At 61.8% G+C, this 22,545-nt stretch carries 22 protein-coding genes; 7 read left to right on the forward strand and 15 right to left on the reverse strand.

Features of this window, described 5'->3' with window-relative positions; all coding sequences use genetic code 11:
• Nucleotides 1-37: 37 nt before the first annotated feature.
• The 3 genes from ACSBPU_RS21165 to ACSBPU_RS21175 all read right to left on the reverse strand — a co-directional run bounded on the left by ACSBPU_RS21165 (nt 38) and on the right by ACSBPU_RS21175 (nt 2,799).
• A complete protein-coding gene (locus tag ACSBPU_RS21165) occupies nt 38-958 on the reverse strand; it encodes a MurR/RpiR family transcriptional regulator (RefSeq protein WP_442593956.1) in 921 nt (306 codons plus the stop codon).
• Between the two features lie 100 nt (nt 959-1,058).
• The gene (locus ACSBPU_RS21170; RefSeq protein ID WP_442593958.1) at nt 1,059-1,475 is read right to left on the reverse strand and encodes a PaaI family thioesterase; all 417 of its coding nucleotides are present in this window, start codon (nt 1,473-1,475) and stop codon (nt 1,059-1,061) included.
• Between the two features lie 16 nt (nt 1,476-1,491).
• Nucleotides 1,492-2,799, reverse strand: a complete 1,308-nt coding sequence (locus tag ACSBPU_RS21175) for a DNA recombination protein RmuC (protein WP_442593960.1) — start codon at nt 2,797-2,799, stop codon at nt 1,492-1,494.
• A 153-nt stretch (nt 2,800-2,952) separates the two neighbouring features.
• Between ACSBPU_RS21175 and ACSBPU_RS21180 the strand changes: the two genes are divergently transcribed.
• On the forward strand, nt 2,953-3,936 hold the full coding sequence (locus ACSBPU_RS21180; RefSeq protein WP_442593962.1) for a Bug family tripartite tricarboxylate transporter substrate binding protein: 984 nt from the start codon (nt 2,953-2,955) through the stop codon (nt 3,934-3,936).
• A 40-nt stretch (nt 3,937-3,976) separates the two neighbouring features.
• On the opposite strand, the gene ACSBPU_RS21185 is transcribed toward ACSBPU_RS21180, so the two are convergent.
• Nucleotides 3,977-4,960, reverse strand: coding sequence for a LysR family transcriptional regulator (locus tag ACSBPU_RS21185; RefSeq protein WP_442593964.1), 984 nt, complete (start codon nt 4,958-4,960; stop codon nt 3,977-3,979).
• Between the two features lie 189 nt (nt 4,961-5,149).
• Nucleotides 5,150-5,971 (reverse strand): 3-methyl-2-oxobutanoate hydroxymethyltransferase, encoded by an 822-nt coding sequence (gene panB / locus ACSBPU_RS21190; protein ID WP_442593966.1) that lies wholly within the window; start codon nt 5,969-5,971, stop codon nt 5,150-5,152.
• 124 nt (nt 5,972-6,095) lie between these two features.
• Between panB and ACSBPU_RS21195 the strand changes: the two genes are divergently transcribed.
• Nucleotides 6,096-6,932: an aldo/keto reductase gene (locus tag ACSBPU_RS21195; protein ID WP_442593968.1), complete on the forward strand. Its 837-nt coding sequence runs from the start codon at nt 6,096-6,098 to the stop codon at nt 6,930-6,932.
• A gap of 99 nt (nt 6,933-7,031) precedes the next feature.
• On the opposite strand, the gene ACSBPU_RS21200 is transcribed toward ACSBPU_RS21195, so the two are convergent.
• The 6 genes from ACSBPU_RS21200 to ACSBPU_RS21225 all read right to left on the reverse strand — a co-directional run bounded on the left by ACSBPU_RS21200 (nt 7,032) and on the right by ACSBPU_RS21225 (nt 12,773).
• Nucleotides 7,032-8,438 (reverse strand): MFS transporter, encoded by a 1,407-nt coding sequence (locus tag ACSBPU_RS21200; RefSeq protein WP_442593970.1) that lies wholly within the window; start codon nt 8,436-8,438, stop codon nt 7,032-7,034.
• A gap of 111 nt (nt 8,439-8,549) precedes the next feature.
• Entirely contained in the window at nt 8,550-8,762 is a 213-nt protein-coding gene (locus tag ACSBPU_RS21205; RefSeq protein ID WP_442593972.1) for a SlyX family protein, read from the reverse strand.
• A gap of 135 nt (nt 8,763-8,897) precedes the next feature.
• On the reverse strand, nt 8,898-9,731 hold the full coding sequence (locus ACSBPU_RS21210; protein ID WP_442593974.1) for an ABC transporter ATP-binding protein: 834 nt from the start codon (nt 9,729-9,731) through the stop codon (nt 8,898-8,900).
• A complete protein-coding gene (locus ACSBPU_RS21215; protein WP_442593976.1) occupies nt 9,728-10,804 on the reverse strand; it encodes a FecCD family ABC transporter permease in 1,077 nt (358 codons plus the stop codon). The genes ACSBPU_RS21210 and ACSBPU_RS21215 overlap by 4 nt, the downstream gene beginning before the upstream one ends.
• Nucleotides 10,804-11,826, reverse strand: a complete 1,023-nt coding sequence (locus tag ACSBPU_RS21220; protein ID WP_442593978.1) for a FecCD family ABC transporter permease — start codon at nt 11,824-11,826, stop codon at nt 10,804-10,806. The genes ACSBPU_RS21215 and ACSBPU_RS21220 overlap by 1 nt, the downstream gene beginning before the upstream one ends.
• The gene (locus ACSBPU_RS21225) at nt 11,826-12,773 is read right to left on the reverse strand and encodes an ABC transporter substrate-binding protein (protein WP_442593980.1); all 948 of its coding nucleotides are present in this window, start codon (nt 12,771-12,773) and stop codon (nt 11,826-11,828) included. Before ACSBPU_RS21225 ends, ACSBPU_RS21220 begins: the two co-directional genes overlap by 1 nt.
• 249 nt (nt 12,774-13,022) lie before the next feature.
• Between ACSBPU_RS21225 and ACSBPU_RS21230 the strand changes: the two genes are divergently transcribed.
• From ACSBPU_RS21230 to ACSBPU_RS21240, 3 genes are all read left to right on the forward strand, one after another.
• Nucleotides 13,023-13,622, forward strand: coding sequence for a hypothetical protein (locus ACSBPU_RS21230; protein ID WP_442593982.1), 600 nt, complete (start codon nt 13,023-13,025; stop codon nt 13,620-13,622).
• 65 nt (nt 13,623-13,687) lie between these two features.
• Nucleotides 13,688-14,020 (forward strand): ferredoxin FdxA, encoded by a 333-nt coding sequence (fdxA, locus tag ACSBPU_RS21235; RefSeq protein ID WP_442593984.1) that lies wholly within the window; start codon nt 13,688-13,690, stop codon nt 14,018-14,020.
• A 139-nt stretch (nt 14,021-14,159) separates the two neighbouring features.
• Nucleotides 14,160-14,321: a DUF2061 domain-containing protein gene (locus tag ACSBPU_RS21240; RefSeq protein WP_442598467.1), complete on the forward strand. Its 162-nt coding sequence runs from the start codon at nt 14,160-14,162 to the stop codon at nt 14,319-14,321.
• Here the strand turns inward: ACSBPU_RS21240 and ACSBPU_RS21245 are convergent.
• Together ACSBPU_RS21245 and ACSBPU_RS21250 are read right to left on the reverse strand one after the other, a co-directional pair.
• Entirely contained in the window at nt 14,262-15,755 is a 1,494-nt protein-coding gene (locus ACSBPU_RS21245) for a methyl-accepting chemotaxis protein (protein ID WP_442593986.1), read from the reverse strand. The genes ACSBPU_RS21240 and ACSBPU_RS21245 overlap by 60 nt on opposite strands.
• Nucleotides 15,756-15,802: 47 nt before the next feature.
• Complete coding sequence (locus ACSBPU_RS21250) at nt 15,803-16,561, reverse strand: response regulator transcription factor (protein WP_442593988.1); 759 nt, start codon at nt 16,559-16,561, stop codon at nt 15,803-15,805.
• Nucleotides 16,562-16,729: 168 nt separating this feature from the next.
• On the opposite strand from ACSBPU_RS21250, the gene ACSBPU_RS21255 reads away from it, so the two are divergent.
• Nucleotides 16,730-18,886: an ATP-binding protein gene (locus ACSBPU_RS21255; RefSeq protein WP_442593990.1), complete on the forward strand. Its 2,157-nt coding sequence runs from the start codon at nt 16,730-16,732 to the stop codon at nt 18,884-18,886.
• Here ACSBPU_RS21255 and ACSBPU_RS21260 read toward each other — a convergent pair.
• On the reverse strand, nt 18,862-19,731 hold the full coding sequence (locus ACSBPU_RS21260; protein WP_442593992.1) for a hypothetical protein: 870 nt from the start codon (nt 19,729-19,731) through the stop codon (nt 18,862-18,864). The genes ACSBPU_RS21255 and ACSBPU_RS21260 overlap by 25 nt on opposite strands.
• 295 nt (nt 19,732-20,026) lie before the next feature.
• A complete protein-coding gene (locus tag ACSBPU_RS21265) occupies nt 20,027-21,469 on the reverse strand; it encodes a diguanylate cyclase domain-containing protein (RefSeq protein ID WP_442593994.1) in 1,443 nt (480 codons plus the stop codon).
• Nucleotides 21,470-21,587: 118 nt separating this feature from the next.
• Here ACSBPU_RS21265 and ACSBPU_RS21270 point away from each other — a divergent pair, with 118 nt between their 5' ends.
• The gene (locus tag ACSBPU_RS21270; protein WP_442598469.1) at nt 21,588-22,481 is read left to right on the forward strand and encodes a LysR family transcriptional regulator; all 894 of its coding nucleotides are present in this window, start codon (nt 21,588-21,590) and stop codon (nt 22,479-22,481) included.
• Nucleotides 22,482-22,545: the final 64 nt, after the last annotated feature.

Here is a 22,545-nt window from a genome sequence, read left to right on the forward strand (position 1 = left end):
GCCAGATGGATGCGCTAAAAAAACGTAACGGCCGCATTCAGCCGTGTCTTGCCACCGGGCTCCAGTAGGTCAGCTCATCTTTCATGCGCAGCTCCACCTCGTCCAGCCTATTCAGTATTTCCTGCCCGCCATGCACCGCACATCTGGCAACCAAGTGTTCCGCCAGTGCCAGCGGACCGGCCATGGTATGGAAGAACGAGCCCGGCCCTTTGCGTCCGCTGCCCTCCTGGCCGCCTTCGGTTCGGAACAGAAGGACGTGGCCGGCATTGAGCGCAAGAGGAGACAGGGCGTCGTCCGTCAAAGCGATGACGGCGGCGCCTCGCGCAGCGACGGCTTGCGCAACCCGAATCGACTGCGTCGAGTAAGGCGACTGGCTCACCACCACGAGCGCGTCTTCCGCAGCCAAGAGGTCCGCCTGCTCATGCAGCGTGCTGCCGCAGCCGTCGAGCAGCACGCCATTGCGCCGCACCAACTGATATGCGTAACGCATCTGGAATGCCGTGCCAAAGCTGGACCGCGACCCCAGAAAGCCCACCAGCCTTGCCCGCAACATCGTTTGCGCCGCTGCGTCGAATTGGGCCGGCGTGTTCAGCACGCATGCCGACTGCACCGCCTTGCCTTGAAGTTCGGACAGCGCATCGTGTGCAAACCGCGTTTTCCCCGGCCCGCCCGCCGCCTGCATGCGGGCCGCCCTTTGCCGCAAGGTATCGCCACCCGTCGCCAGGGCCTGCTGGAATGGAGCACGAAAGCTGTCATAGCTGGCGTAGCCGGCGGCGCGGGCAAGCCTGAGCATGGTGGCGGGTGACAGCGACAGCGCCTGCGCCTGTCTGCGCATGGACCACAAGCCCACTTCGGCCGGATGGCGGCTCACCCAGCGCGCCGCCCTTTGCAATTCGGGCGTGAGCTCGGCGAACACCGCCTGCAGGCGCTGTTGCGGATCGTTGAGAGAACCAGTCATGCGGTGGGCGTAAACGCTGTTTGGCAAAAAACATATGCTACAACGCGACAAAAATTTAAAACAAATGTTTTTATCGGGGTTTGCCCTAGGACCGGGACCTTCAGCGCGTGTATTTGAAGGTTCCGCTCGCCGTCGCGACGAGCTGGTCTCCCGACCAGACTTCGCCGCGCGAGAAATAAACGCTTTTGCCCTGCTTTTCGACGACCGCCTTCGCAATCAAGGTATCGCCCTCGGCAAGGTCGATGAAGTTCGTGGTCAGCGTCAGCGTGACGGCCCGGCGCGGCGGCTCGTTCTCCGGCGCGTATTGGCCGCAATACCCGCAAACCGAATCGAGCAGCGTGCAGATGACCCCGCCATGGACGCGGCCGCTGCGATTGCCCAGCCGGTCGGCCATTGCCAGGTGGATCTCGGCATAGCCCTGCCGCCATTCCACCAATCGCACTCCCAGCCACTCGAGATAGGGATTTTCCAAGGACAGTCCGGCCGGTTCTTCCGGCATCGTATTCAAGCTATTCATATCAACCAACCAAGAATCATTCCGGCCTCGTTCCATTCGCCTCGCCGCCGGACGCGATCAGGTCCAGTCGTTCGTGCTCGTGGTCCGCATGCACGGGAGCCAAATCAGGCATTGTACGGTTCGCGCGGGCGGACAGCTCGCGGAATCGGGCCGCTTTGCCGTAAAGCCCCTGCTGTCCGGCAACCGACTTCACCACGTCGTTATAGTGGCGGCCCACCGTATCCAGCGTGGCGCCCAGCCGCTTCAGGCGTTCGGCCACCATGGCGACCTGATTGTAGATATCGCCGGCCCGCGCGCTGAGCTCGTGCGCCTGCTCATTGCTGCGCGCCGTCATCCAGAGATTGGCGATGGTCTTCAGGATGGGCATGAGCGTCGTGTGCGACACCAGGACCACGTTGCGCTGGTATCCGTAGTCGAACAATTCCCTGTCGTGCTTCATGGCTTCCATGTAGGCCGCTTCGATCGGCATGAACATCAGGACGAAACTCGGGCTGTGCAGGCCCGCCAGATTGCTGTAGTCCTTGCGGCCAAGGTCATCGATATGGTTGCGCACGGCTCTGACATGGGCATCCAGGGCTTCTTGCAGCTGCCCCGGCGTTTCCGCCGCCACGGCACGCTCGTAGTCCACGAGCGATACTTTGCTGTCCAGCAGAATGTGCTTCTGATCGGGCAGCTTCACGACGAAGTCCGGCAGCCTTGCCTTTCCCTGCTCGTCCCTCAGGCGCAGCTGCGCCTCATAATGGTCGCCGGCCACCAGGCCGGCCAGCTGCAGGGCCCGCTCCAGCTGCATCTCGCCCCAGTTGCCGACCGTTTTCTTGTCGCCCTTGAGCGCACTGGCCAGCGTCTGCGCCTCGGCGCTCATCTGCAGCCCCACTTCCAGCACACGGCGGACTTCAGTTGCCAGCACCGCATTGCCGCGCACCGCTTCATCGTGCACCTGGTTCACCCGCCGCTGAAATGCTTCGATCTGTTCCCGAAAGGGGGCGAGCAGCGTGTCCATCGACCGCTGGCTGTTGAGCGTGAATCGCCTGCCCTTCTCTTCCAGAATCTGGCCGGCCAGGTTTTCGAACTCGGCCTTGAGGATGTCTTTCGCCTGCCGCATCTCCTCCTCTTTCAGGCGCGACCCCTCCCGAACGTCGTCCAATCGCTCGCGCAAGCCGGACGCCTCGGCCTCGCTGCGTATCAATCGGTGTTCCAGCTCCTGCGCGGCCCGCCTGGATGCCTGGCGAGAACGACCCGTGCACGCCAGGGCGATCAACACCCCCGCGATCGCTCCCAAGGCGGCGGCCAGGACGGTCTGCAGTTCAATGGGCCATGGATTCATGCCTGTACTCTTTCGTGAATGATCATTGCTCGCCCGCGCCTCTCTTGCGCTTGACTATTTGACGTAACTTTGTATGCTTCGTATTTCCGTCCGCGTACCCGGCCGACCATGCATAGTTTACGCGGCATGCCTGCGCCCCTTCCTTAGCCAAACATGGGTAGATTACTTCGCTGCATACTGCTGGCCGCCGCCGCGACCATTCTGATGTCCGGACACACGATGGCCCGCTCGTGGCCAGCCGACGATCAAACCATACAAATCATCGTACCCGCGCAAGGACACGGCAACACACGAGATGCCATCGTGCAGCTCATTTCCGCGAAGCTGGCACAGAAACTGGACAGAAACCTTCAGATTCTCAACCAGGGCGGTGCCGCCGGCAGCATCGCGACGGAACTCGCCGCCCGGGCCACACCCGACGGCTCCACGCTTTTCTTCGCCTGGGGCGAGATCCTGGCGATCCATCCCAACCTCGACCGGAGCACCGGACAGCCCGCATTGCCCGGCTTCGATCCCATCATCCTGATCGGCGATGCGCCCAACATCCTGGTCGTCAACAACGACCTGCCCGTACATAATCTGGCCGAATTCACCGCCTATGTGCGCAGCCACCCCGGCGTGGTCAACTTCGGGTCCATCGGCAATGGCAGCTATATGCACTTGGCCGGCCTGTTGTACATGAACGTCACGGACACCAACATGGTCCATATCCCGTACAGCGCGGCCGGCCTTGCCACCTCCAACCTGATCTCGGGCGAAATCCAGTCCATGTTCCAGCTGGTGCCCGGCGCGCTGGAGCCCCTGCGGGCCAACAAGGTCAAGGCTCTGGGCGTCATGTCCGCCGCGCGTTCCCCCACCCTGCCCGACATCCCCACCATGGCAGAGCAAGGGCATCCCGAACTCCAATCGTCCAACTGGTTTGCGCTGCTCGCGCCCAAGGGCACCCCGGCCGAAGTCATCACTACGCTCAATACCGCCGTCAACGAGATCCTTCAGGATCCCGAGGTCCATGATCGCCTCGTCCACCTCGGCGTCAGCCCTCGGGGCGGCACGCCCGCCGAACTCGAGGAACACATGCAGAATGAACAGAAAAAATGGCGGCGCATCATCAGTGTGTCCGACATGTCCATCCGATAAACACCTGGGGTCAGACCCTATAGGGTCTGACCCCTTGCGTCTAAACAGGAATCGACTTGGCCCGTTCTTCCTCGAATGGATCGAGCGCCTGGGGCAGGCCACTAGGATCTCCCCGTACGAATCGAGGCACCTCTGCGCTGGCGAAATCCCACAAGGCGCCGATGAAACGCTGGGCTTCGTCGGTCAGGACTCGATCTGGATGGGTAATGACGCCGATCACATACGGCAGGTGCCGATCCGCAGGCCGGTAAACCACGCCGCGAGGCTTGAGGCACAGCGCGGTGAACGGATCCATCAGCGCGACCCCCACCTTTGCCTTGACGAGCATCAGCGCGGTCAGGTTGGACGTGGTTTCGATATGGCGTCTCGGCGCCGCATCGCCACGATGCCCCAGTAACGCCGTCGCCAGCCGGTGCCGCAGGCGCGTGCTATTGGACATGGTGATGACGGTCTGATCGCCGAGCTCGTCCAATGGAATGACCTCGTGTTTGGCCAAAGGATGGTTTTCGGGCAACGCAATGACGCAGGGCGCCTGGCCGCTCCATTGCAAATGACAACGTCCCAGGTCGATCGGCATGCTGATGAGCCCCAGGTCGGCATTGCCGCTTGTGACCATCTGCACCGCCTGGCTCGAAGGCATGGTGTCCAGACACAGCTTGTTTTCGAAAACGGGCGTGGTGGCCTCAAGGCGGCCAAGCACCGCAGCCGCAAGCGAGGCGCCCAGGGCATGGCTGCATGCGACATAAAGAGGGCGCGCGTCTCCTCGGGCGATTTCCCTGGAACGGTCCTCCAGGTGCTGAAGCGTGGCCAGCACGTTGCGGGCTTCGTCATAGAAGCGATGCCCTTCCGCCGTCAGCGTAACGTGTGGCCGCGTACGATTGAAAAGCGTGAAGCCCAACTCCTGCTCCAGGTCCTGGACCTGTCGGCTGACCACGGACTGGGAACGATCGAGCAGGCGGCCTGCGGCAGTGACATTGCCTGCGGAGCATACTGCGGCAAAGGCCTCGAGTTGGCGGATTTCCATTTTGAATAGGATGACGCGGCGATACGTACAATTGAAATCATTTGTAAACTATCCGTATCATACTGATTTTCGAGCGTGATATATCTCCAATCAGCATACAAAGTTCCACCCAGCTTCTTGCACTCGTGTGTACTCAGGCCGCGAGCCACACCAGACCTTCCGCCAGCTGTCGCATACCTGCAACAAATTTCATTTTTTTACCCCAAAACAATGCTCTAGTTGGGGAAATTGCTCGTCGCGGACATCTTGCGCGTATTGCTCCACGGCGGTCCTTATGACGCTTCCCACGTCGGCAAATTGCTTGGCGAATTTGGGTATGCGCGCTCCGCTCAAGCCGAGGATGTCTTCGGTGACGAGAATCTGGCCATCGCAGGCGGGCGATGCGCCGATTCCTATGGTGGGAATGGCCAGGGCCTCGGTGATGCGGCGGCCCAAGGGCTCGGCAATGCCTTCCAGCACGACGGCAAAGGCACCCGCCTCCTCATGCGCCTTGGCATCGCGCAGAATACGCTCGGCGGATTCGTCGTTCATGCCCTGTGCCTTGAATCCGCCCATCGTATTGACGTACTGAGGCATCAAGCCTACGTGGGCCAGCACTGGAATGCCGCGCTCCACCAAGAAACGCGTCGTGTCGGCCAGGGCTACGCCGCCCTCCATCTTGATGCCGTCGGCGCCGCTGGCGGCAAGCATCCCGGCGGCATTGGAAAAAGCCTGCTGGGGAGACTCCTGATAACTGCCAAAGGGCATGTCGACGATAATGCACGCATGGGAAGTAGAACGCACTACGGCTCCCGCGTGAGCAGCCATCTGCTCCACCGTGATCGACAAGGTGTCGGGCAGCGCATAACCCACCATGGCGGTGGAATCACCGATCAGGATCATGTCCAGCGCATCGTCGAGCAGCCGCGCGAACGGGGCGCTATACGCCGTCAGCGCAGCGATCTTGCGCTGTCCCTTGTATCCCATCAATTGCGGCACGCTGATGCGTTTCGCCTGTGTATGCACGCTCATTCACTTCTCCTGAATACTTTCATGTCGCCGGTCGGTTGCCGCGGCACTCCGTTTCCGCAGTGCAACAACCGTATAATCGGCTAGATTAACGCAAAGGACAATCTCTGAACGCATGGAGGATCTCATGCCGAATACACAAAGGACTCTGCCCTTTCACGACGGGCGCCGCGCTCCCCAGCTCGGGCTGGGCGTCTGGCAAGTGAAAGACGATGAAGCGGCAACGGTCGTCAAGACGGCGCTGGACATCGGCTATCGTTCGATCGACACCGCCGCCATCTATGGAAACGAAACCGGCGTCGGTCGCGGCATTGCAACATCCGGCGTGGCGCGAGAAGATTTATTCGTCGCGACCAAGGTATGGAACGATCGGCATGGCCACGACAGTACCAGGGCAGCCTTCGAGGAAAGCCTGGAAAAGCTCGGCCTGGACTATGTCGACCTGTACCTGATTCATTGGCCCGCTCCCCAACAGGCGCACTTCGTTCAAGCCTGGGAGACGCTGATCCAGTTGCGCGACGAAGGGCGCGCCAAATCCATCGGCGTCTGCAACTTCAACATTCCGCATCTGCAGGAGCTGCTGGACGAAACCGGGGTGCTGCCCGTGATCAATCAGATCGAGCTCCACCCGCATTTCCAGCAGGCCGAACTGCGCGAATTCCACACCGAACACGACATCATCACCGAAGCCTGGAGCCCCTTGGGCCGCGGCCGGCTGTGGGAAGACGCGACGCTGGCCGGCATCGCCGCCAAGCATGGGCGCTCGGTCGCCCAGGTCATACTGCGCTGGCACGTCCAGCTGGGCAATATGGCGATTCCAAAATCCGTCACGCCCAGCCGCATGCGCGAAAATCTCGCGGTCTTCGACTTCACGCTCGACGACCAAGACATGGCCGCCATCGCCGCCCTGGACCGCGCCGACGGTCGCGGCGGCCCCGACCCTGAAGAGTTCAGCGGTTTTTAAGGGCTCTGGGGTCAGACCCCATGCGGGGTCTGACCCCTAAACTCTCACCCTGCCGGGGTCAGACCCCGTACGGGGTCTGACCCCAGACTGTCAAGCCTCCTACGCTGCCCGACGCGCTCCTTTGCCCAGAAAAACCGCCAGGGCCGGGGCACAAGCGAATACGGCAAAGAGCGCCCAGGCGGCCTGCCTGGCGCCTGTCACGCCGCCCGGATCCGTAAACCCCGCCGCATTGGTCACCATGCCGGCCAACGCTGCGCCCATGGCCATGGCATAGAGCTGCAGCGTGGTGATCGCCGCCGACGCAATGTTCTCCTGGCCGGGCGGCGCGGATTTATATACACGGGTCAGCATGTTGGGCCAGCAGAAACCCACGCCTACGCCCACTCCCAGCAAAGGCAGCATCAGGCCATAGGCGTCTCTTCCGCCCTCGGACAGGCCGGTCATGGGCAGCATGACCGCCAGCGACAGGAGCGAAACGGCGGAAACAATGGGACCGATGAGCATGAGTCGGTTGGCAAGGCGGGTCGGCCGGCCCGAACTCAAGAAGGACCCGAGCGTCCACCCGGCGGACATCAGCGCAGTCCAGTATCCGGCGGCCAAAGGACTTTTGCCGTGAATGAGCTGCAGGAAATACGGAATGTAGATTTCAGTGGTAACGCCTATGCTAAGCAAGCCGATACAGGCGTATAGGCTACCCAGCCGTGTAAAAGGCGAGTAGGATCCTGAGGGAAACAAACGGACCGCGGAGCGGTCGTCCAGCCAGGCGATACAGCCCGTGATCAGCAGGCCTGCCGCAATTCCCGCCGCGTTCCATCCAAGCTGGTCTGAAAGGCTGCCCAGCGACACCGCCAGCACCGAGACGATCAACAATGAAATCATCCCCAGGGGCGCACGCACAGGCTGGCGCTCGCTCCTGGACGCCGCCGCGATCTGTGTGCACACCAGCATAGCCAGACCCGCCGCAATCGGAAGAACGGACCAGAAGGCAAGGCGCCAATGGCCTGTCTGCGCAAAGATGCCGCCAATGGCCGGACCCGCCAGCGTCGCCACGCCCCACATGCTCGATACCAGCACCATGGCTCGCGACCACAGGCGTTCTTCGAACACCACGCGCACGGCCGAATAGCTCAAGCCGAGCAATAGGCCGCCGCCCAATCCTTGCGCCGTCCGCCCAAGCAGCAGCACCGCCATGGAAGGCGATACCGCGCACACCAGGGTGCCCAGCGCGAAGACGGCAAGAGCGAAGAGGAAGGCCCGGCGCAGGCCCAGCGACTCGATCACCTGCGGCGATATCGCCGAACCCAGTATCGACGTCACCACGAAGAGCGTGGTATTCCACGCGTAATAGGCCAGCCCGCCGATATCGGCCACGACGGACGGAAGGATGGTCGTGGCGATATAGACGTTCACCGCATGCACGGCGACTCCGCCCGCCAACGCCAGAGAGCGCAAGCCATTGCCGCCCCATAGAAGCTCGGACCATGAACCGTTGTGCTTAGATGGCATTTCGTACCCGTTGGATGTTGGGGTCAGACCCCGCACGGGGTCTGACCGCGATCAACTCAGTCGCACCCATTGCGGGGTCAGACCCCGTATGGGGTCTGACCCCAACCACGCTCAATAATGCGGAGGCTTTTCGTGCGTATAGGGGTCGGCGCCGCCCCCATCCTGCCCCCCCTGCTCCAGGCGCTTGACCAAGGCGGTGCACAACGCCCGCAACTCGTCGACCTGACGCTGTTGCAAATAAACCTGTCGATTCAGCTCCTGGACCAAATCCTCTTGAGCCGTCAACTTGATCTCGATCTCGATCAGCCGCTGTTCCAAATTCACAAGACACCCGTATTTACATTCTGGGGTCAGACCCTTTATATACTGGGGTCAGACCCCATGCGGGGTCTGACCCCTCAAGCCACCCCTCAAGCCAAGGGTCAGACCCCGTACGGGGTCTGACCCTACAAGGTCCGCTCACCGCTGAATCATACGCTCTATGCCCGCGATCAGCGGTGTGCCGGAACGGGGATCCTGGATCAGGACGCAGCGCACGCCATAAAGGCGCTCGACCAGTTCCGTGGTCATGACATCCAGCGGCCTGCCTTGGGCGACGATGCTGCCATCGAGCATGGCCACGATATGATCCGCATAGCGGCATGCGCTCGTCAAGTCGTGCACCACCATGACGATGGTCTTGCCGGCCTTGGACAGGTCCCGAATGAGTTCGAACACTTCAATCTGATGGCCGAGATCCAGCGCGGAGGTGGGTTCGTCCAGAAGCAGCAAGGGCGTCGACTGCGCGATCGCCATCGCGATCCATGCCCGTTGCCGCTGGCCGCCGGACATGGATTCGAGAGGACGATCCGCCAACTCCACGAGATTCGTCGCCACCAGCGCATCACGCACGATATCGTGGTCCTGCCGCGACCATTGGCGCAGCACGCCCTGGTGCGGCTGCCGCCCGAACTGTATCAGCTCCGACACTGTCAGCCCGTCCGGCGCGGTCGCCTCTTGTGGCAACAGCGCCAACTGACGCGCCACGTCTCGCGACGACATGCCCGAGATGGCCTTGCCGTTGAGCAGGACCGCGCCATGCAGCGGTTTATGCAGTCGAGACAAGCCCGCCAGCAGCGTGGATTTCCCGCAGCCGTTCGGGCCGACAATGGCGGTAACCTTGCCCTGCGGTATGCTCAGGGACAGTTCCCTGACGATCGTCGTGTCGCCGTAGCCCAGGCTCAAGGCCTGCGCCTCTAGGCTCGCACCGTCCGTTTCCGCAACGAGCTCGCCGAATAAATGCGATGTGTTCATCCAATTCTCCGGTCTGGCCGGCGCAATAATATCCAAAGCAGGTAGGGCCCGCCCACCACCGCCGTGATCACGCCCACCGGTATTTCTATCGGAACGAAAACGCTCCGCCCCACCCAGTCGGCCAGCCCCATCAGCAATGCGCCCGAAAAAGCGGAGCCCATGATAGGCACGCCCTGCCTTCCCGCCAGTTGCCTGGCCATCTCGGGTGCGGCCAGCGCAATCAACCCCACGGGCCCGACCACGGCCACGCCGAGCGCCGTCAGCACCACCGTAACGATCAGGGTCAGGGCCCGCGTGCGGCGCAGCGAGACACCCAGGCCAACGGCCACCGGCTCCGAAAAGCGCAAGACATTCAAGGCGCGCCCAAGGTACTTGGCGATGGGCAGGCATACAAGCACGCCTATGGCCAGCAGCCACACCGCCAATGCGGGACGCGCATTCAAGCTGCCGACCGTCCAGGGGTAGGCCAAATTGGCGCTGTCCATATCGCTGCGGGCCAGCATCAGGTTGGTGAGCGCGCCGAACACGGCACCGACCGCGATGCCGACGACAATGAATCGGTAACCCTTCGAGCCGGCGCCGCCGCTCAGGCCGAACACCAGCGCGGTCGCCGTGGCTGCGCCCATCAGGGCCAGCGCGGAGGGCGCGAGGCTGGTAGGAACCGCGATGATGGATGCGACCGCGAAAGCGCTCGCGCCGTCATCGATGCCGATGATGCCCGGGGTCGCCAGGCGATTGTGCGCAAGCGTCTGCAGCAGGCAGCCTGCAACGCCCAGCGCGGCGCCGCTCAGCAGGCCGGCCGCCAGTCTGGGCAGCCGCAACTCCTGTATGAGGAATACCTGCCTTGGCTCGCCTTCCCCCACTATCGCCCGCAAGGCGCCCAAGGGGCTAAGGTCCGCGGTGCCATATGCCAGACTCAATCCGGCCAGCATCGCCAATGCGACAATCAGGCCAAGTGCCGCAAGCACGCCGCGCTTATGAAAAAGCACCCGATATGCGCCGGCGGATACCGCCCAATAACCGGCCGGAGACGGAAGCGTCGAGACATGGGAAGAAGAAGCATCGGGGCGCATCAAAGCCTCGGCAGCCTGTGGCTGCGAACAATCGCGATCAGGACCGGCGCGCCGACCATGGCGGTGACCACGCCTATGGGCAGCTCGTAAGGCTTGACCACCAGCCGCGACATGATGTCGGCAAACATGACCACCACCGGCCCGATGAGCAGCGACAGCCACAGTGTCCGGCGTATGTCCGGCCCAACGAAGCGGCGCGCCACGAAAGGCACGACCAGGCCCACGAACGCGATCGGCCCCGCCGCGGCGGTCGCCGTTCCCACCAGGACGGCAACGCTGATCAAGGCCCAGACCCGGGTCGCGCGCGGATGATGGCCCAACCCCGTTGCGACTTTTTCCCCGAGCGCAAGGGCCGCAAGCGGCCGGATCGCCGGCAGCAGCATCAATAAGCCCACCAGCAAGCCCGGCGCGCTCCAGTAGAGCGTAGCCGCGGGCCGTCCGCCCAGCGCACCGATGATCCAGAAACGGATCTCGTCGGCCGTGCGTTGGTCGTATAGAAGAATGAGGGTGCTGATCGACATCAGGATCCCGGTGAAAGCCGCTCCCGCCAGGACCAGGCGCACCGGATCGTCGCCGACGTCGCCGATTTGCGTCACCAGCAATACCAGCAAACAGCCGATCAGCGCACCCAGGACGGCGATGCCCAGATGCAGCGTGGCCGCCCCCGCGCCAAGACTGATGGCGAGCACCACGGCGAACGAGGCGCCGGCACTGACGCCCAGCAGCCCCGGTTCCGCGAGCGGATTGCGGGTTGCCGCCTGCAGGACGACTCCCGCCGCGCCCAGCGCGGCGCCCACGATCACGGCGAGGAGCGTGCGCGGCACACGCAGTTGCGTGACCACGAAGTCCGCATTGGAACTGGGACTTGCCCCCAGCAGGACCTGCATCGCCTGCGAAAACGAGACGTCTCCCGCGCCATAGCCGAGGCTGGCGAAGGAGAGCATCGTCAACAACAAGGCCATGCCGAGCATGGCGCGGCGCAAAGGCCGCTTGGCGCGGCATGCGCCCGGGTTTGGAACCATCAGGGAAGCAGGGCCTTCTCGATATCAGTAAGGATGCTGTTTGCGGCAAGGATGCCGGTGCTGCTGGTCCAGACCTGACCGTCCACCGGGGCTGCGTGCCCCTTCTTGACGGCTTCCAGGCGGGTGAAGGCGGGTTGCGTACGGGCGGCGTCGAGCGTTTCCTGGCCCTTGGCGTTCAGCGTGGCCAGGAACAGCCAGTCGGCGTCGATCTTGCTGAGGTTCTCCAGGCTCAGGACGTCGCTGTGCGGGCGCTCTCCCAGGCTGTTGGCAAGTTCCGGAGCGTTCAGGCCAAGCTGGCCGAGGATCTGGCCGGTGAATACTTTGCTGGACATGAGTATCGGCCCTTGGGGATTCCAGCGTGCCACGGACACCGTCGTACCGGCCGGCATCTTGGCGCGCAAGGCCTGAATGCGGCCGTCCAGTTCGGTCAGCGCCTGCTCGGCTTCGTTACCCCGGTTCAGCGCCTGGGCGTAGATACGGACGTTCTTGCGCCAATCGTCGAGGCCCGTATACGGCGCGACGACCGTCGGTGCGAGCTTGCTCAGCTTGGCGTAGATTTCCTTGTTCAGGCCATTGGCGGCGAGGATGAGATCGGGCTGCTGCGCCAGAATGGATTCCAGGTTGTATTCGCGCGTCGTTCCGACGATGCTGATCTTTCCGGCTTTTTCCTGCAGATAGACCGAGACGGCGTCCCCACCGCGTGCCGCGACGGTTCCGACCGGCTTCAAACCCAGTGCGAGAGCGGTGTCCAGCGCCGATTCGCTCAGGGTGACAATACGCTTGGGCGTGCCTTCCACCTTGACCGGGCCATAGGCCGATTCGATGCTGCGAGCGGATTCGGCCCTGGCATCCGCCAGGCTAAAGGCCATGCACAGCACAGCAACCATTAAAGCCAGCGCCCACGCGGCGATCCGCTGGCGATTATTTGAGTATAGCGATGCAGGCAAAACTTTAACCTCCGGGTAACGTATTGGCAGGCTCCTCTGTCAACACGAATGAAAATGATTATTATATAGGCGCGATTATATTGCAGCCGAAGGCTCCCGGGCACAGCCTCGCCGGAAGAGCTCCATACCCACGTCGCGCGCCCGGACTTCCAGCGATTCGACTCGCTTGCCCGCTATAGTGGAACGTCATGGCGCAACCGGCCATGTCCATTCCCGCCGCTGTATCCATGCATCCCTGGAGCCCTCTTCATGCAAGCCCCCGACTTCTTTCGCACCGCCCCCACCATCATCATGCATGATCCCTTGTCCGGCCTGCTGGGCGCGGCTCAAAAGGGCATCATCGAGTACACCTATGCTGATGTGGTGAAGCTGGCGGGCCATTCGTGCCCCACCGTGGCGGGCGCCTACCTCATGACACGGGCAGCCCTCGCAAGGCTCTATGGCGACGAACTGCCGCTGCGCGGCGGCATCCGGGTCGACTTCCAGGATGAGCAGACCCACGGCGTGACCGGCGTAATCGCCAACGTGGTCAGTTTCATTACCGGGGCAACCACCGACAACGGCTTCAAGGGCCTGGCCGGAAACTATGATCGCCGCAACCTGCTGCATTTCGGCGTCGCGATCCCAGGCGCCATCCGCTACACACGCCTGGACACCGGCGCGCAGACGGTGACCGAGTTCCATTCTGAACAGGTGCCCGGCGCGCCCGAGCTGATGTCCGATCTCAGGAAGATCCTGGCCAACGACGCAACCGAAGAACTGAAACATTCGTTCGCCTACAATTGGCAGGACCGCGTACGCCGTATCCTGGAAAACGCGGACCACCCCGCGCTTGTCACCTGCTCGTAGCCTCCCTGGAAATCGGGCATGCCGCAAGCGCAGCATCCGCCCTTGGCGGCACCTGGTTTCCTATCATGACTTTCGTAGTAACCGAGGCGTGCATCCAGTGCAAATACACGGATTGCGTCGCCGTCTGTCCCATGGACTGTTTTTTCGCAGGACCGAATTTCCTGGTCATACACCCCGACGAGTGCATCGATTGCTCCATCTGCGTCGCGGAGTGCCCGGTGGGCGCCATTGTGAGCGATCATGAAATTCCCGCGGATCAGCGTCATTTCATCGAAATCAATCGAGAATTGGCCGACCATCCCGCATTCAAGCGCCTGAGCGTGGTGCAGCCGCCCATGTCCGACCATGCCCGTTGGGCGTCGGTGCCGGATAAACTTCAATACTTGCAGCGCGAGTGAGCCGATAGGCAGAAGCTATTGCAGCAATGAAAAAAAGCAAGTGTATCTTATTAATGAGATTAATTATCATTAATAAAACAGATATACGGAGAATTTCATGCTGATGCTCGCTCAGAAAACCAGTCAAGTCTTACTGCATATGTCGGTGGCCTTCACCGTTACCTATGTATTTACCGGCTCAGTCGCGACGGGCGGGCTCGCGGCGATCCTTGAACCCATCTGCAACGTGGTGCTGCTCCCCCTACACGATCGACTGTGGAGCAAGACGCGCGAGCGCGCGGCCCTGCGCCCCGCCGTCTAGTTGGAAGGAATCCATCATATCCCCCAGCCGTTCGGCGTGTCGCTGCAACATTTCCGTCGCCGCGTTCGCACGCTCGACCAAGGCCGCATTCTGCCCGGCTATGCCGTCTATGCGCGCAATCGCCCGATTGACATCCGCCAATCCCGAGACCTGCTCGTGATGGGACCGAGCGATACTGTCGAAGGCCTGGGCCACTTCCTGGACGGATTCCGCCAGTTGCGTCATGGCTCCGCCCGCGCGTTCGACCAGCGCTCCTCCATGTTCTATGGTGGCTACAGAGTTTTCGATCAAGGCTTTGATTTCCTGCGCCGCGCTCGCGCTGCGCTGCGCCAGGCTGCGCACTTCGCTGGCCACCACTGCAAAGCCGCGCCCCTGCTCTCCTGCGCGAGCCGCCTCGACACCCGCATTGAGCGCCAGGATATTGGTCTGGAATGCAATTCCGTCGATCACCGCCACAATTTCACCGATCTGACCGGATATCGCACTGATGTCTCCCATGGCCGTCACCAGTTCGGCGACGGTCTGATTGCTCTGTGTAGCCTGTTGCGCGGCAGAGGCCACCAGCGCATTGGCATCCGAAGCCCGTCCTGTATTACGCTCCACCACGGCCGACAACTGTGCCATGGACGCGACGGCCTCGTCGACCGCGTCCGATTGTTCTTCGGTGCGCTCGTGCAGGATGCGATTGCCTCCCGCCACCTGCCTCACCGCCTGAACGATGGATTGCGAACCGTCGCGTACTCCGGTCACGGCCTGCGATACCGCGCCCAGTGCTTCGCCGAGCGATCGTGCGCTGGGCGTGCGCGCTTCGATCCGCCGCGTGGACAGGTTGATTTTGCTGCCGCCGTCGGCGTGCAAGGTATCGACCAGCACATGCAGCTCGGCGGCCTGCAGCGCATCGCGATGCATCCACAGCGCCACGTAGCAAAGCATGGTCGATTCGACAACGACATACGCCGCATGGACCAGCACGCGCGAGAAACCCGGTTCGGTGAAGCAGATGACGCCATAACCCAGCGTCTGGAGATAATTGAAGCTGAGGTGATGCAAGGCTATGACCGTGGCCGCCACAAGAATGACTACCCAGTCGCGGTAGCAAAGCAGGACGGCCAGCAGAACGAACACACCGAAGTGGAGTTCCGTGACGCCATTCGCTTGATGGATGTGCAGCCCGGTCATCACCATGAACGCGGCGGCCATGGCGCAGCGCGTCGCCAGGCGAGCCGGCAAAAGGATCACCAGGGCCGTCACCGCCAGCACGACTGGCAGACCGATAAGCAGCGCCCATTTGAGCGTATCGTGCAGAGGCGCCAAGCCGAATGCCAGTAACAGCAGCAGCCACAGCACGCCCAGCATGACGCGGTCGGCCTTCCGGTAGTAGCGGTCGAAATAAAAACTGATCTCGTTCATGGTGAGAGGATTATAGGAGCGCACATGCAGGCCTCCTTTGCCGCCCAGACGTTTTGCATTGATTGGCGGAATTATCGGTGCTCACGGTAGGCGGAAGGCGAAGAACCCGCATGCTCGAGGAATGCCGTCGCAAAGTTGGCGGCGCTGGAAAACCCGAGCTCTTCGGAAATCGCAATAATGCTCAATGAGGTTTCACGCAACAGCTGCTCGGCCTTTTTCATGCGCCGCTCTCGCAGGTGAGCAAAGACAGTTGTGCCGCAAACCTTGCGGAACGCCCGGGTGAGCCGTTTCTCGTTTGTGCCAAGAACTTGCGCCAGTTCCTGCAGGCGGGGCGGATAAGCCAGCTTTTCCACCAGATACTGCTTGGCGGCCTGGACCAGGACTTCATCCTCGCTCTTCAGCGGCGCCGCTCCCGCCGTCCTTGAGTCGTACCCGAGCCGATCACCGGCGGCGCTGGCGTACCTCAAGTGCACGCGTATGCGGGCCAGGACTTCTTCAGGCCAGAATGGCTTGAGCACGTAATCGACGGCGCCAGCATTCAGTCCTTCCAGGCGCTCATGCAGCTCAGAGGACGCACTGAGAAAAATGATAGGCACGTGTGCCGTGCGAGGGTTCGCCTGCAATTGGCGGCAAGTGGCGAATCCGTCCTGCCGTGGCATGCGCACATCGAGCATGATGAGATCAGGCACGCGCGCGACGGCACGCTCATAGCCCTGTACGCCGTCAAACGCCACGCTCAGGCGAAATTCGCAGCCCCGCAGAATTTCGGCAAGCAGACGCAATTCGTCGGGGCTATCGTCGATCAATAGAATGTGTGGCGCGGCAGCCATAGTTTCCACTCCTTGACAGTACGGGCCGATGCGAGGAGCCATGGACATTAAGATTTTGAGGTCAAATACGAAAAGTCGATTAATTATTACATCAATGACATGTTGCAACTTTTTTTTAGAATTTTATTACTGGCTTGGGTTTCACAAATCAATGCCCACAGTCTCGACATGCATGATGGTTTGCGCTGGCCTGTTTCCCTGAGCGGGCAGCTTCACCTTCTTGAAGACACTACGCACTTGCTGGACTTGAACGATGTGCAGGCCTGGGCGCAGGACAGGCCGATATCCTTCGACGAAACGGCGCTCGAGCCCCGTCAATCGCTGTCGCCGTCCTCCACTTGGTGGCTGACCTTCACCGTCGCCAATCATCAATCGATGCCCATGACCTTGCGTTTTCTGCCCGGAACGCTCGAACTCGACCGCATCGACTACTACACGAGCACGGATGACGGTTGGTACCACACTGCCACAGGAAGATGGGTTCCCGTCTCCGCGCAAAGCGCCGATACCGCCCGCGAACAAGCGCTGGTGATCGAGTTGCCGGCAGGCAGCGAACGCCGGGTCCTGATGCGCATCCAGAACAGCAAGAGGTTCACGCTTTACCCCTCCCTCTACGCGCAGTCGGCATACTTTCTCGCGGAAGAACATGACAACCTGCTTATCGGCATGCTGTTCGGCGGCCTGCTGAGCATCTCCTTGTGCAGCCTGCTGGTCGCATTCCAGCTCAAAAGCGGCGCGCTGGGTGTCCTGTCGTTGCTCGGCGCCACGACCACGCTGTACGAAGCGTCGCTGCGCGGGTATGCGAAACTTTACTTGTGGCCCGAAGCCACGGAGTGGGCCGCCCGGGCGCCTCATGCCTTTGGCCATGCCGCGCTCTCCCTCTTCCTGCTGTTTCTGCTCAGCATGACCAAAAACGATCCGCATCATGCTCCGGCAAGAAAATGCGTCAAGCTGCTTGCGGGCGTGCAGGCCGTGCTGGCCTTCGCTTCCCTCTGCGTCGACCTGGGCGGCCTGGACGATATCGTCGCCCGGCTCGCCCTGCTTTACGCCATTGCTCTTCCCATCGCCGCGCTGCTATTGCTGCGCAGATCCTCACGATCCTTGCGCCTGCTGATCTTGACGAGCGCTTTTTTCTTCGCCCACACGCTGTTGCGGGCGCTGGAGCGCGGCGGTCTCTTCACCGAGCAGTTGCGCTGGGTCGGCCTGGAGAACCCCGGCACCCATCCCCTCATCGCTCTTGCCGGTCTGGCGTTCAGCCTGCCGCTGCTCACCATGTGGTTCATCCAGAACCGCCGCCGGCACTCCTCCGCCCGGCAAGCTCTTGCGTTTTCGGACGAGCTGAACCGGGCCTTGCATGAAGCCGATGAAAGAAACCGGAGACAGTCGGAAATGCTCAGCCATATCGGCCACGACCTGCGTGCGCCTCTGGCCACCATCGCCGGCTACGTGCGTCTGCTGAAGAATACGGAAACGCCGGAACAGGCGCCACATGTGCAGGCCATCGAGCGCAGCGTGAATTATCAGCTTGTCCTGATCGATCAGCTCCTGGAGTGCGCGAAGACCGAACTCCCGCTGACGATCCGGCCCATGCAAGTGCCTGTCAATGATTTCCTCGATGAAATCGCCGGTTACGCGATTGCACTGAGCACCCAGCAGAACAATGTATTCAAGGCGAGCGCCGATTCAGCCCTGCCGTCCGTCCTGAGCCTGGACGAAACCCGTCTCAAACAAGTATTGCTGAATCTGCTGTCCAATGCGGCCAAGTTCACCCGCGATGGCGTCATCCGCCTGAGTGTCGAAGCCAGCATCACGGGCAAGCGTTGCGCACTCGAGTTCTCGGTGAGCGATTCGGGCATCGGCATCGCCGCGCAATCCCAGGCGGCAATTTTCAAGCCATACAACCAGCTCCGGGCCACCCCGGGCAGCGTAGGGCTGGGCTTGCACATCGCCCGCAATCTCATCGAAAAAATGGGTGGCAGCCTGACCGTGGAGAGCAGTCCAGGCAAGGGCAGCCGGTTCCAATTCCAGATTTCGGTCGACATCGCCGACGGCAGGCCGGCACACTGGCGCGGCGCCGACTCGAAGGCACGAAGCAGCACCACCTCGTCAAGAGCGGCGGCTGGCGAGCTGCCCTACGCCGGCCTGCGCGACCTCGCCTTGCTGGCTCAGGCCGGCGAACTGAGCCGCATCGAGGAATGGCTGAGCGCCGCGGCCCGTTCCCATCCTCAGGATTCCGGCTTCCTGAGCGAGGTCCGCGACGCCTTGCTGCGCATGGACTTCAAACGTATCGAGGTGCTCGCTCAAGCCTCGGCGCCGCACCAGTAGCCACTGACCAACTGGCGCGGTCGCGCCCGCGCCACCACGCGCGCCGCGTCCGCCCAGGCGTCCAGGCGCACGCGCAAGCCGGCATAGACGCCGTGGCCCAGTCCCGGCTCGATCAGTCCGTCCGCAACCAGTCCCTCACCCGCCTTGATGGAACCGTCCGCCACGATATCGCAACCCGACAAAATCCCCCAGCCGGTTTCAATATGGTTGCCCGCAATGATGGATCCGCCCGATTGAATGCCGCGCGCCACGACGATGTCATGCTCGGCCTTGATGTCGCGCCCGGCCTTGATGCCTTGATCGCACTTGATCGAACCGCCGGCTTGCAACGACTGCCCCGCGCGGATGTCGCCCGTGACCGCCACGCCCTGCCCGGCGCAAATATCCCATTGCGCCCGCAGGTTGCCGCCGCATTCGATGCGCGATGCCGCTTCGATGCCCCAATCCGCGCTCACGTCGCCCTCGGCCCGGATATGGCCGCCGCTTATGATGCTGCCCTTGGACTGGATGTCTTGCCCGGCCACGATGTCGGTGCCCGCCTTGATGCCTCCGCCGGCGACGATTTTCTGCCCGGCCCTGACGACCGTGTCGACATTGATGCCTTGCCGCACGATCAGCGTGCCGGCAAACACGATGGCATTGGCGTCCACGTAATCCAGCGTCAGGACCTCGTCGGTTGCACCGAACTGATCGAGCAGCCAGCACGCATCGTCGATGCGATTATCGGCCACCAGCGCGTCCAGGATTTCCTGGTAGTCGCCCTGGCCGTTGCGGTCCTTCAGGAACCAACGATAGCCCGACGTGCATGGATTCTTGGCTTTGACGAATTTTTTGGTGAGTTGCATGTCTTTGCATTCTCTGGATGTAGCCATGCAGACACCATCGCATCATGCGATATGGAGCAGGCTTGGGGGTTTGGCTGGGTGAACGGGGAAACGCGAGACTGGCCGCGGCACGAAAAGCGCGGTGTTCTTAGCCCGGTTTGGCGCGCGCATACGCCGAACGCGCTGCGAGCTCCTGGGAAACCAGGAGCTCGCAGCGCAAAGCGCGGGCGCAAGCTTGGCGACACGCCCGCTCGCGCATGAGAAACAATTTCGCTACAGAGGGAAGCATGCCTGATTGTAGTCCATGCCGAAGCGCTCAGGCGCGACGGTCGCGTGCAATTCCACTTTTGTAGTAGGCGCGCTTTTCCTCGTACATGGCCAGGTCCGCGGCGCGCAAGGCATCCTCCAGGGCCATGCCTTTGTGGCAGGTCGCAACACCGATCGAAAGACTCAGGGCCGGGCCCGTGTAGAAGTCGTTGTTCAGCTGCGTAAGCTTGCGAATGTTGTCCACCACCACGGCGCCCGTTTCCTCGCTTGCCCCCGGCATGAGCACGGCGAATTCGTCTCCGCCTATCCGCGCCGCGTGATGGAGCTTGTCGATGGCCTGCGACAGCACCTCGCCAGTACGCCGCAGCAATGCGTCGCCCACCATGTGCCCCACCGTATCGTTCACGCCCTTCAAGTCATTCAAATCGATGAAAATGACGGTAATGGGGTATTGCTTTTTCCTTTCCAGCCGAGCCAGTTCCTCTACGTAGAAGGACCGGTTCTTCAGCCCTGTCTGGACATCGTGCTTGCCCAGATATTCCAGATAGGCTTCAGCCTTCTTGCGGGCGGTGATGTCCGTCAAGGCCAGCAGGACCTTGTCCCAGCTGTCTTCGTGGCCTGGAAACACCGAAAACTGCAGATGCACATACAGTGGATTTCCATCCAGGGCGTAGTTCATCACTTCGCGCTGCTGGAACAGCTTGCCGTCCCATAGGTCCTGCAGCTGCATGCCGAACGAAACATGTACCTCGTCGCGGAAGATCTCCGGCATCCTGCCCACCAGGTCGGTCTTGCTCGATGCGCCGAACATCTTCAAGGTGTAGCGGTTTACATCGAGCACCTTGATTTCCGACAGGCAGCGCTCCACGAATTCGGGATGCACGTCGATGAAGGTTCGAAAGTCCACGATCCCCCGGCCCCGGATTTCGTCGAGCAGGAGCTTGATCGCGGAAAAGTCCTCGACCCACAGCGACACCGGACTTTGCTCGAAAAGCCCGCGGGTATAGTGCTCGCTTTCTGCGATACTGCGCCGGGCGTCCTCCAGCTGGCTGATGTCCTCGATGGACACCAGCACGCGCCCCCAGTCGGATTCGTGCCCGGGGAGCACCACGCCCTTCAGCAGAATGTCCATGCGCCGCCCGTCGAGCGCGTAGTTCACGCTCTGGCTTTCAAACGTAAGTTCGCCCTGCCACAGCCTTTCAAGCTCGCTCGTCAGCGCCCCGTAGGTTTCGTCCCGCAGCACTTCGCTCAGCCGGCGCGAAAGCGTGTCGAACGAATCGGCCGCATACAAAGACAAGGTGGCCCGATTGACCCGCAACAAGCGTATGCTGTCGGAACATTCCTTCAAGCGCTGCGGCTCGCGCGCCACGAAGGCGCGCAGGTCTGTGACCCCCTGTGCGCGCCATGCATTGAACAGGGCGCGCAGTTCGCTATAGTCTTCCAGCCACAAGGAAATTGGCGTAACGTCGAAATAGTCCATGTGGCTGGGCATGAGCGCTTCCGGGGCGACAGCATTGTGGTCTTGGGGCATGGTAAGGCTTGCGGCGATGCGTGACGAATCGCATCATACTACCCGCTTCCGGGCGGGAAAAATGATACACATAAACAAAATGATGGATTTCAAGCAAATAGATGCGTTTGTGTGGGTTGCCGAACTCGGCAGCTTCCGGGCAGCCGCGGAAAAGCTCAATACGACCCAGCCCGCCATCTCGCAACGCATCGCCGCCATGGAAAAATCCATGACGACCCGCCTCTTCGAGCGCGGCGCCCGAGGCATCAAACTGACGGAGAAAGGCCAGGAACTTCTGTCGCACGCGCATCGCATGCTCGAACTGCGCAACGAAATGCTGACGGTCGCCAAGGCCCAGAACGCGGTTCGCGGCACGTTGAGGCTGGGGTCCAGCGAAACCCTGGTGCATACCTGGCTGCACCACCTCATCGACGCGCTGCATCAGAAGTACCCGGCCCTGGTCGTGGAGCTTCACGTAGATACTTCACATGTGCTGCGCGCGCAGCTCGCCGCGCACCAGATCGACCTCGCTTTTCTGGTGGGGCAGCCTCAGTCTCCTCGGGAGTGCCATTTGTATCTCTGCGACTACGAGCTGGCCTGGATCGCCAGCCCTCGCCTGAAGCTGCAACAAAAGCCCGTTTCCTTGACCGAACTGGGCGCTTATCCGATCATTACCTACCCCACGGTCAGCCAGCCGTACCAGGCGATCAAGGCGCTGCTCGAAGGGGCGGGCATCAAGACACCGCGCATCTACGGAAGCGCATCGCTCAGTACCATCGTACAAATGACCTTGCGGGGCATAGGCCCGAGCGTCATCGCCCCCGCCGTCATTCGGGAAGAAATACTGGAAGGCAAGCTCTGCGTGCTCGATGTAGAGAAAACGCCCGAAGCCCTGGGTTTTTATGCGTGCTGGGTCGACTCGCCCGACAGCCATACCGTCCGGACGGTCGCACGACTGGCTCAACGGGTCGCAAAAGCGTCAGCCCAGACATAAGAAAAATTTATCGCACCATATGCAAACGAACGATTGGACACAAAACCGGAGTTAGGATGCAATA

Origin of the sequence: Parapusillimonas sp. JC17, assembly GCF_052180245.1 — a bacterium.
GTDB lineage: Bacteria > Pseudomonadota > Gammaproteobacteria > Burkholderiales > Burkholderiaceae_B > Parapusillimonas.

Bases quoted from the DNA above. Each gene is read 5' to 3' on its own strand.
- ACSBPU_RS21165 (WP_442593956.1), bottom strand. From the start codon at position 958: ATGACTGGTTCTCTCAACGATCCGCAACAGCGCCTGCAGGCGGTGTTC.
- ACSBPU_RS21170 (WP_442593958.1), bottom strand. From the start codon at position 1,475: ATGAATAGCTTGAATACGATGCCGGAAGAACCGGCCGGACTGTCCTTG.
- ACSBPU_RS21175 (WP_442593960.1), bottom strand. From the start codon at position 2,799: ATGAATCCATGGCCCATTGAACTGCAGACCGTCCTGGCCGCCGCCTTG.
- ACSBPU_RS21180 (WP_442593962.1), top strand. From the start codon at position 2,953: ATGGGTAGATTACTTCGCTGCATACTGCTGGCCGCCGCCGCGACCATT.
- ACSBPU_RS21185 (WP_442593964.1), bottom strand. From the start codon at position 4,960: ATGGAAATCCGCCAACTCGAGGCCTTTGCCGCAGTATGCTCCGCAGGC.
- panB (WP_442593966.1), bottom strand. From the start codon at position 5,971: ATGAGCGTGCATACACAGGCGAAACGCATCAGCGTGCCGCAATTGATG.
- ACSBPU_RS21195 (WP_442593968.1), top strand. From the start codon at position 6,096: ATGCCGAATACACAAAGGACTCTGCCCTTTCACGACGGGCGCCGCGCT.
- ACSBPU_RS21200 (WP_442593970.1), bottom strand. From the start codon at position 8,438: ATGCCATCTAAGCACAACGGTTCATGGTCCGAGCTTCTATGGGGCGGC.
- ACSBPU_RS21210 (WP_442593974.1), bottom strand. From the start codon at position 9,731: ATGAACACATCGCATTTATTCGGCGAGCTCGTTGCGGAAACGGACGGT.
- ACSBPU_RS21215 (WP_442593976.1), bottom strand. From the start codon at position 10,804: ATGCGCCCCGATGCTTCTTCTTCCCATGTCTCGACGCTTCCGTCTCCG.
- ACSBPU_RS21220 (WP_442593978.1), bottom strand. From the start codon at position 11,826: ATGGTTCCAAACCCGGGCGCATGCCGCGCCAAGCGGCCTTTGCGCCGC.
- ACSBPU_RS21230 (WP_442593982.1), top strand. From the start codon at position 13,023: ATGCAAGCCCCCGACTTCTTTCGCACCGCCCCCACCATCATCATGCAT.
- fdxA (WP_442593984.1), top strand. From the start codon at position 13,688: ATGACTTTCGTAGTAACCGAGGCGTGCATCCAGTGCAAATACACGGAT.
- ACSBPU_RS21240 (WP_442598467.1), top strand. From the start codon at position 14,160: ATGTCGGTGGCCTTCACCGTTACCTATGTATTTACCGGCTCAGTCGCG.
- ACSBPU_RS21250 (WP_442593988.1), bottom strand. From the start codon at position 16,561: ATGGCTGCCGCGCCACACATTCTATTGATCGACGATAGCCCCGACGAA.
- ACSBPU_RS21255 (WP_442593990.1), top strand. From the start codon at position 16,730: ATGCATGATGGTTTGCGCTGGCCTGTTTCCCTGAGCGGGCAGCTTCAC.
- ACSBPU_RS21260 (WP_442593992.1), bottom strand. From the start codon at position 19,731: ATGCAACTCACCAAAAAATTCGTCAAAGCCAAGAATCCATGCACGTCG.
- ACSBPU_RS21265 (WP_442593994.1), bottom strand. From the start codon at position 21,469: ATGCCCAGCCACATGGACTATTTCGACGTTACGCCAATTTCCTTGTGG.
- ACSBPU_RS21270 (WP_442598469.1), top strand. From the start codon at position 21,588: ATGATGGATTTCAAGCAAATAGATGCGTTTGTGTGGGTTGCCGAACTC.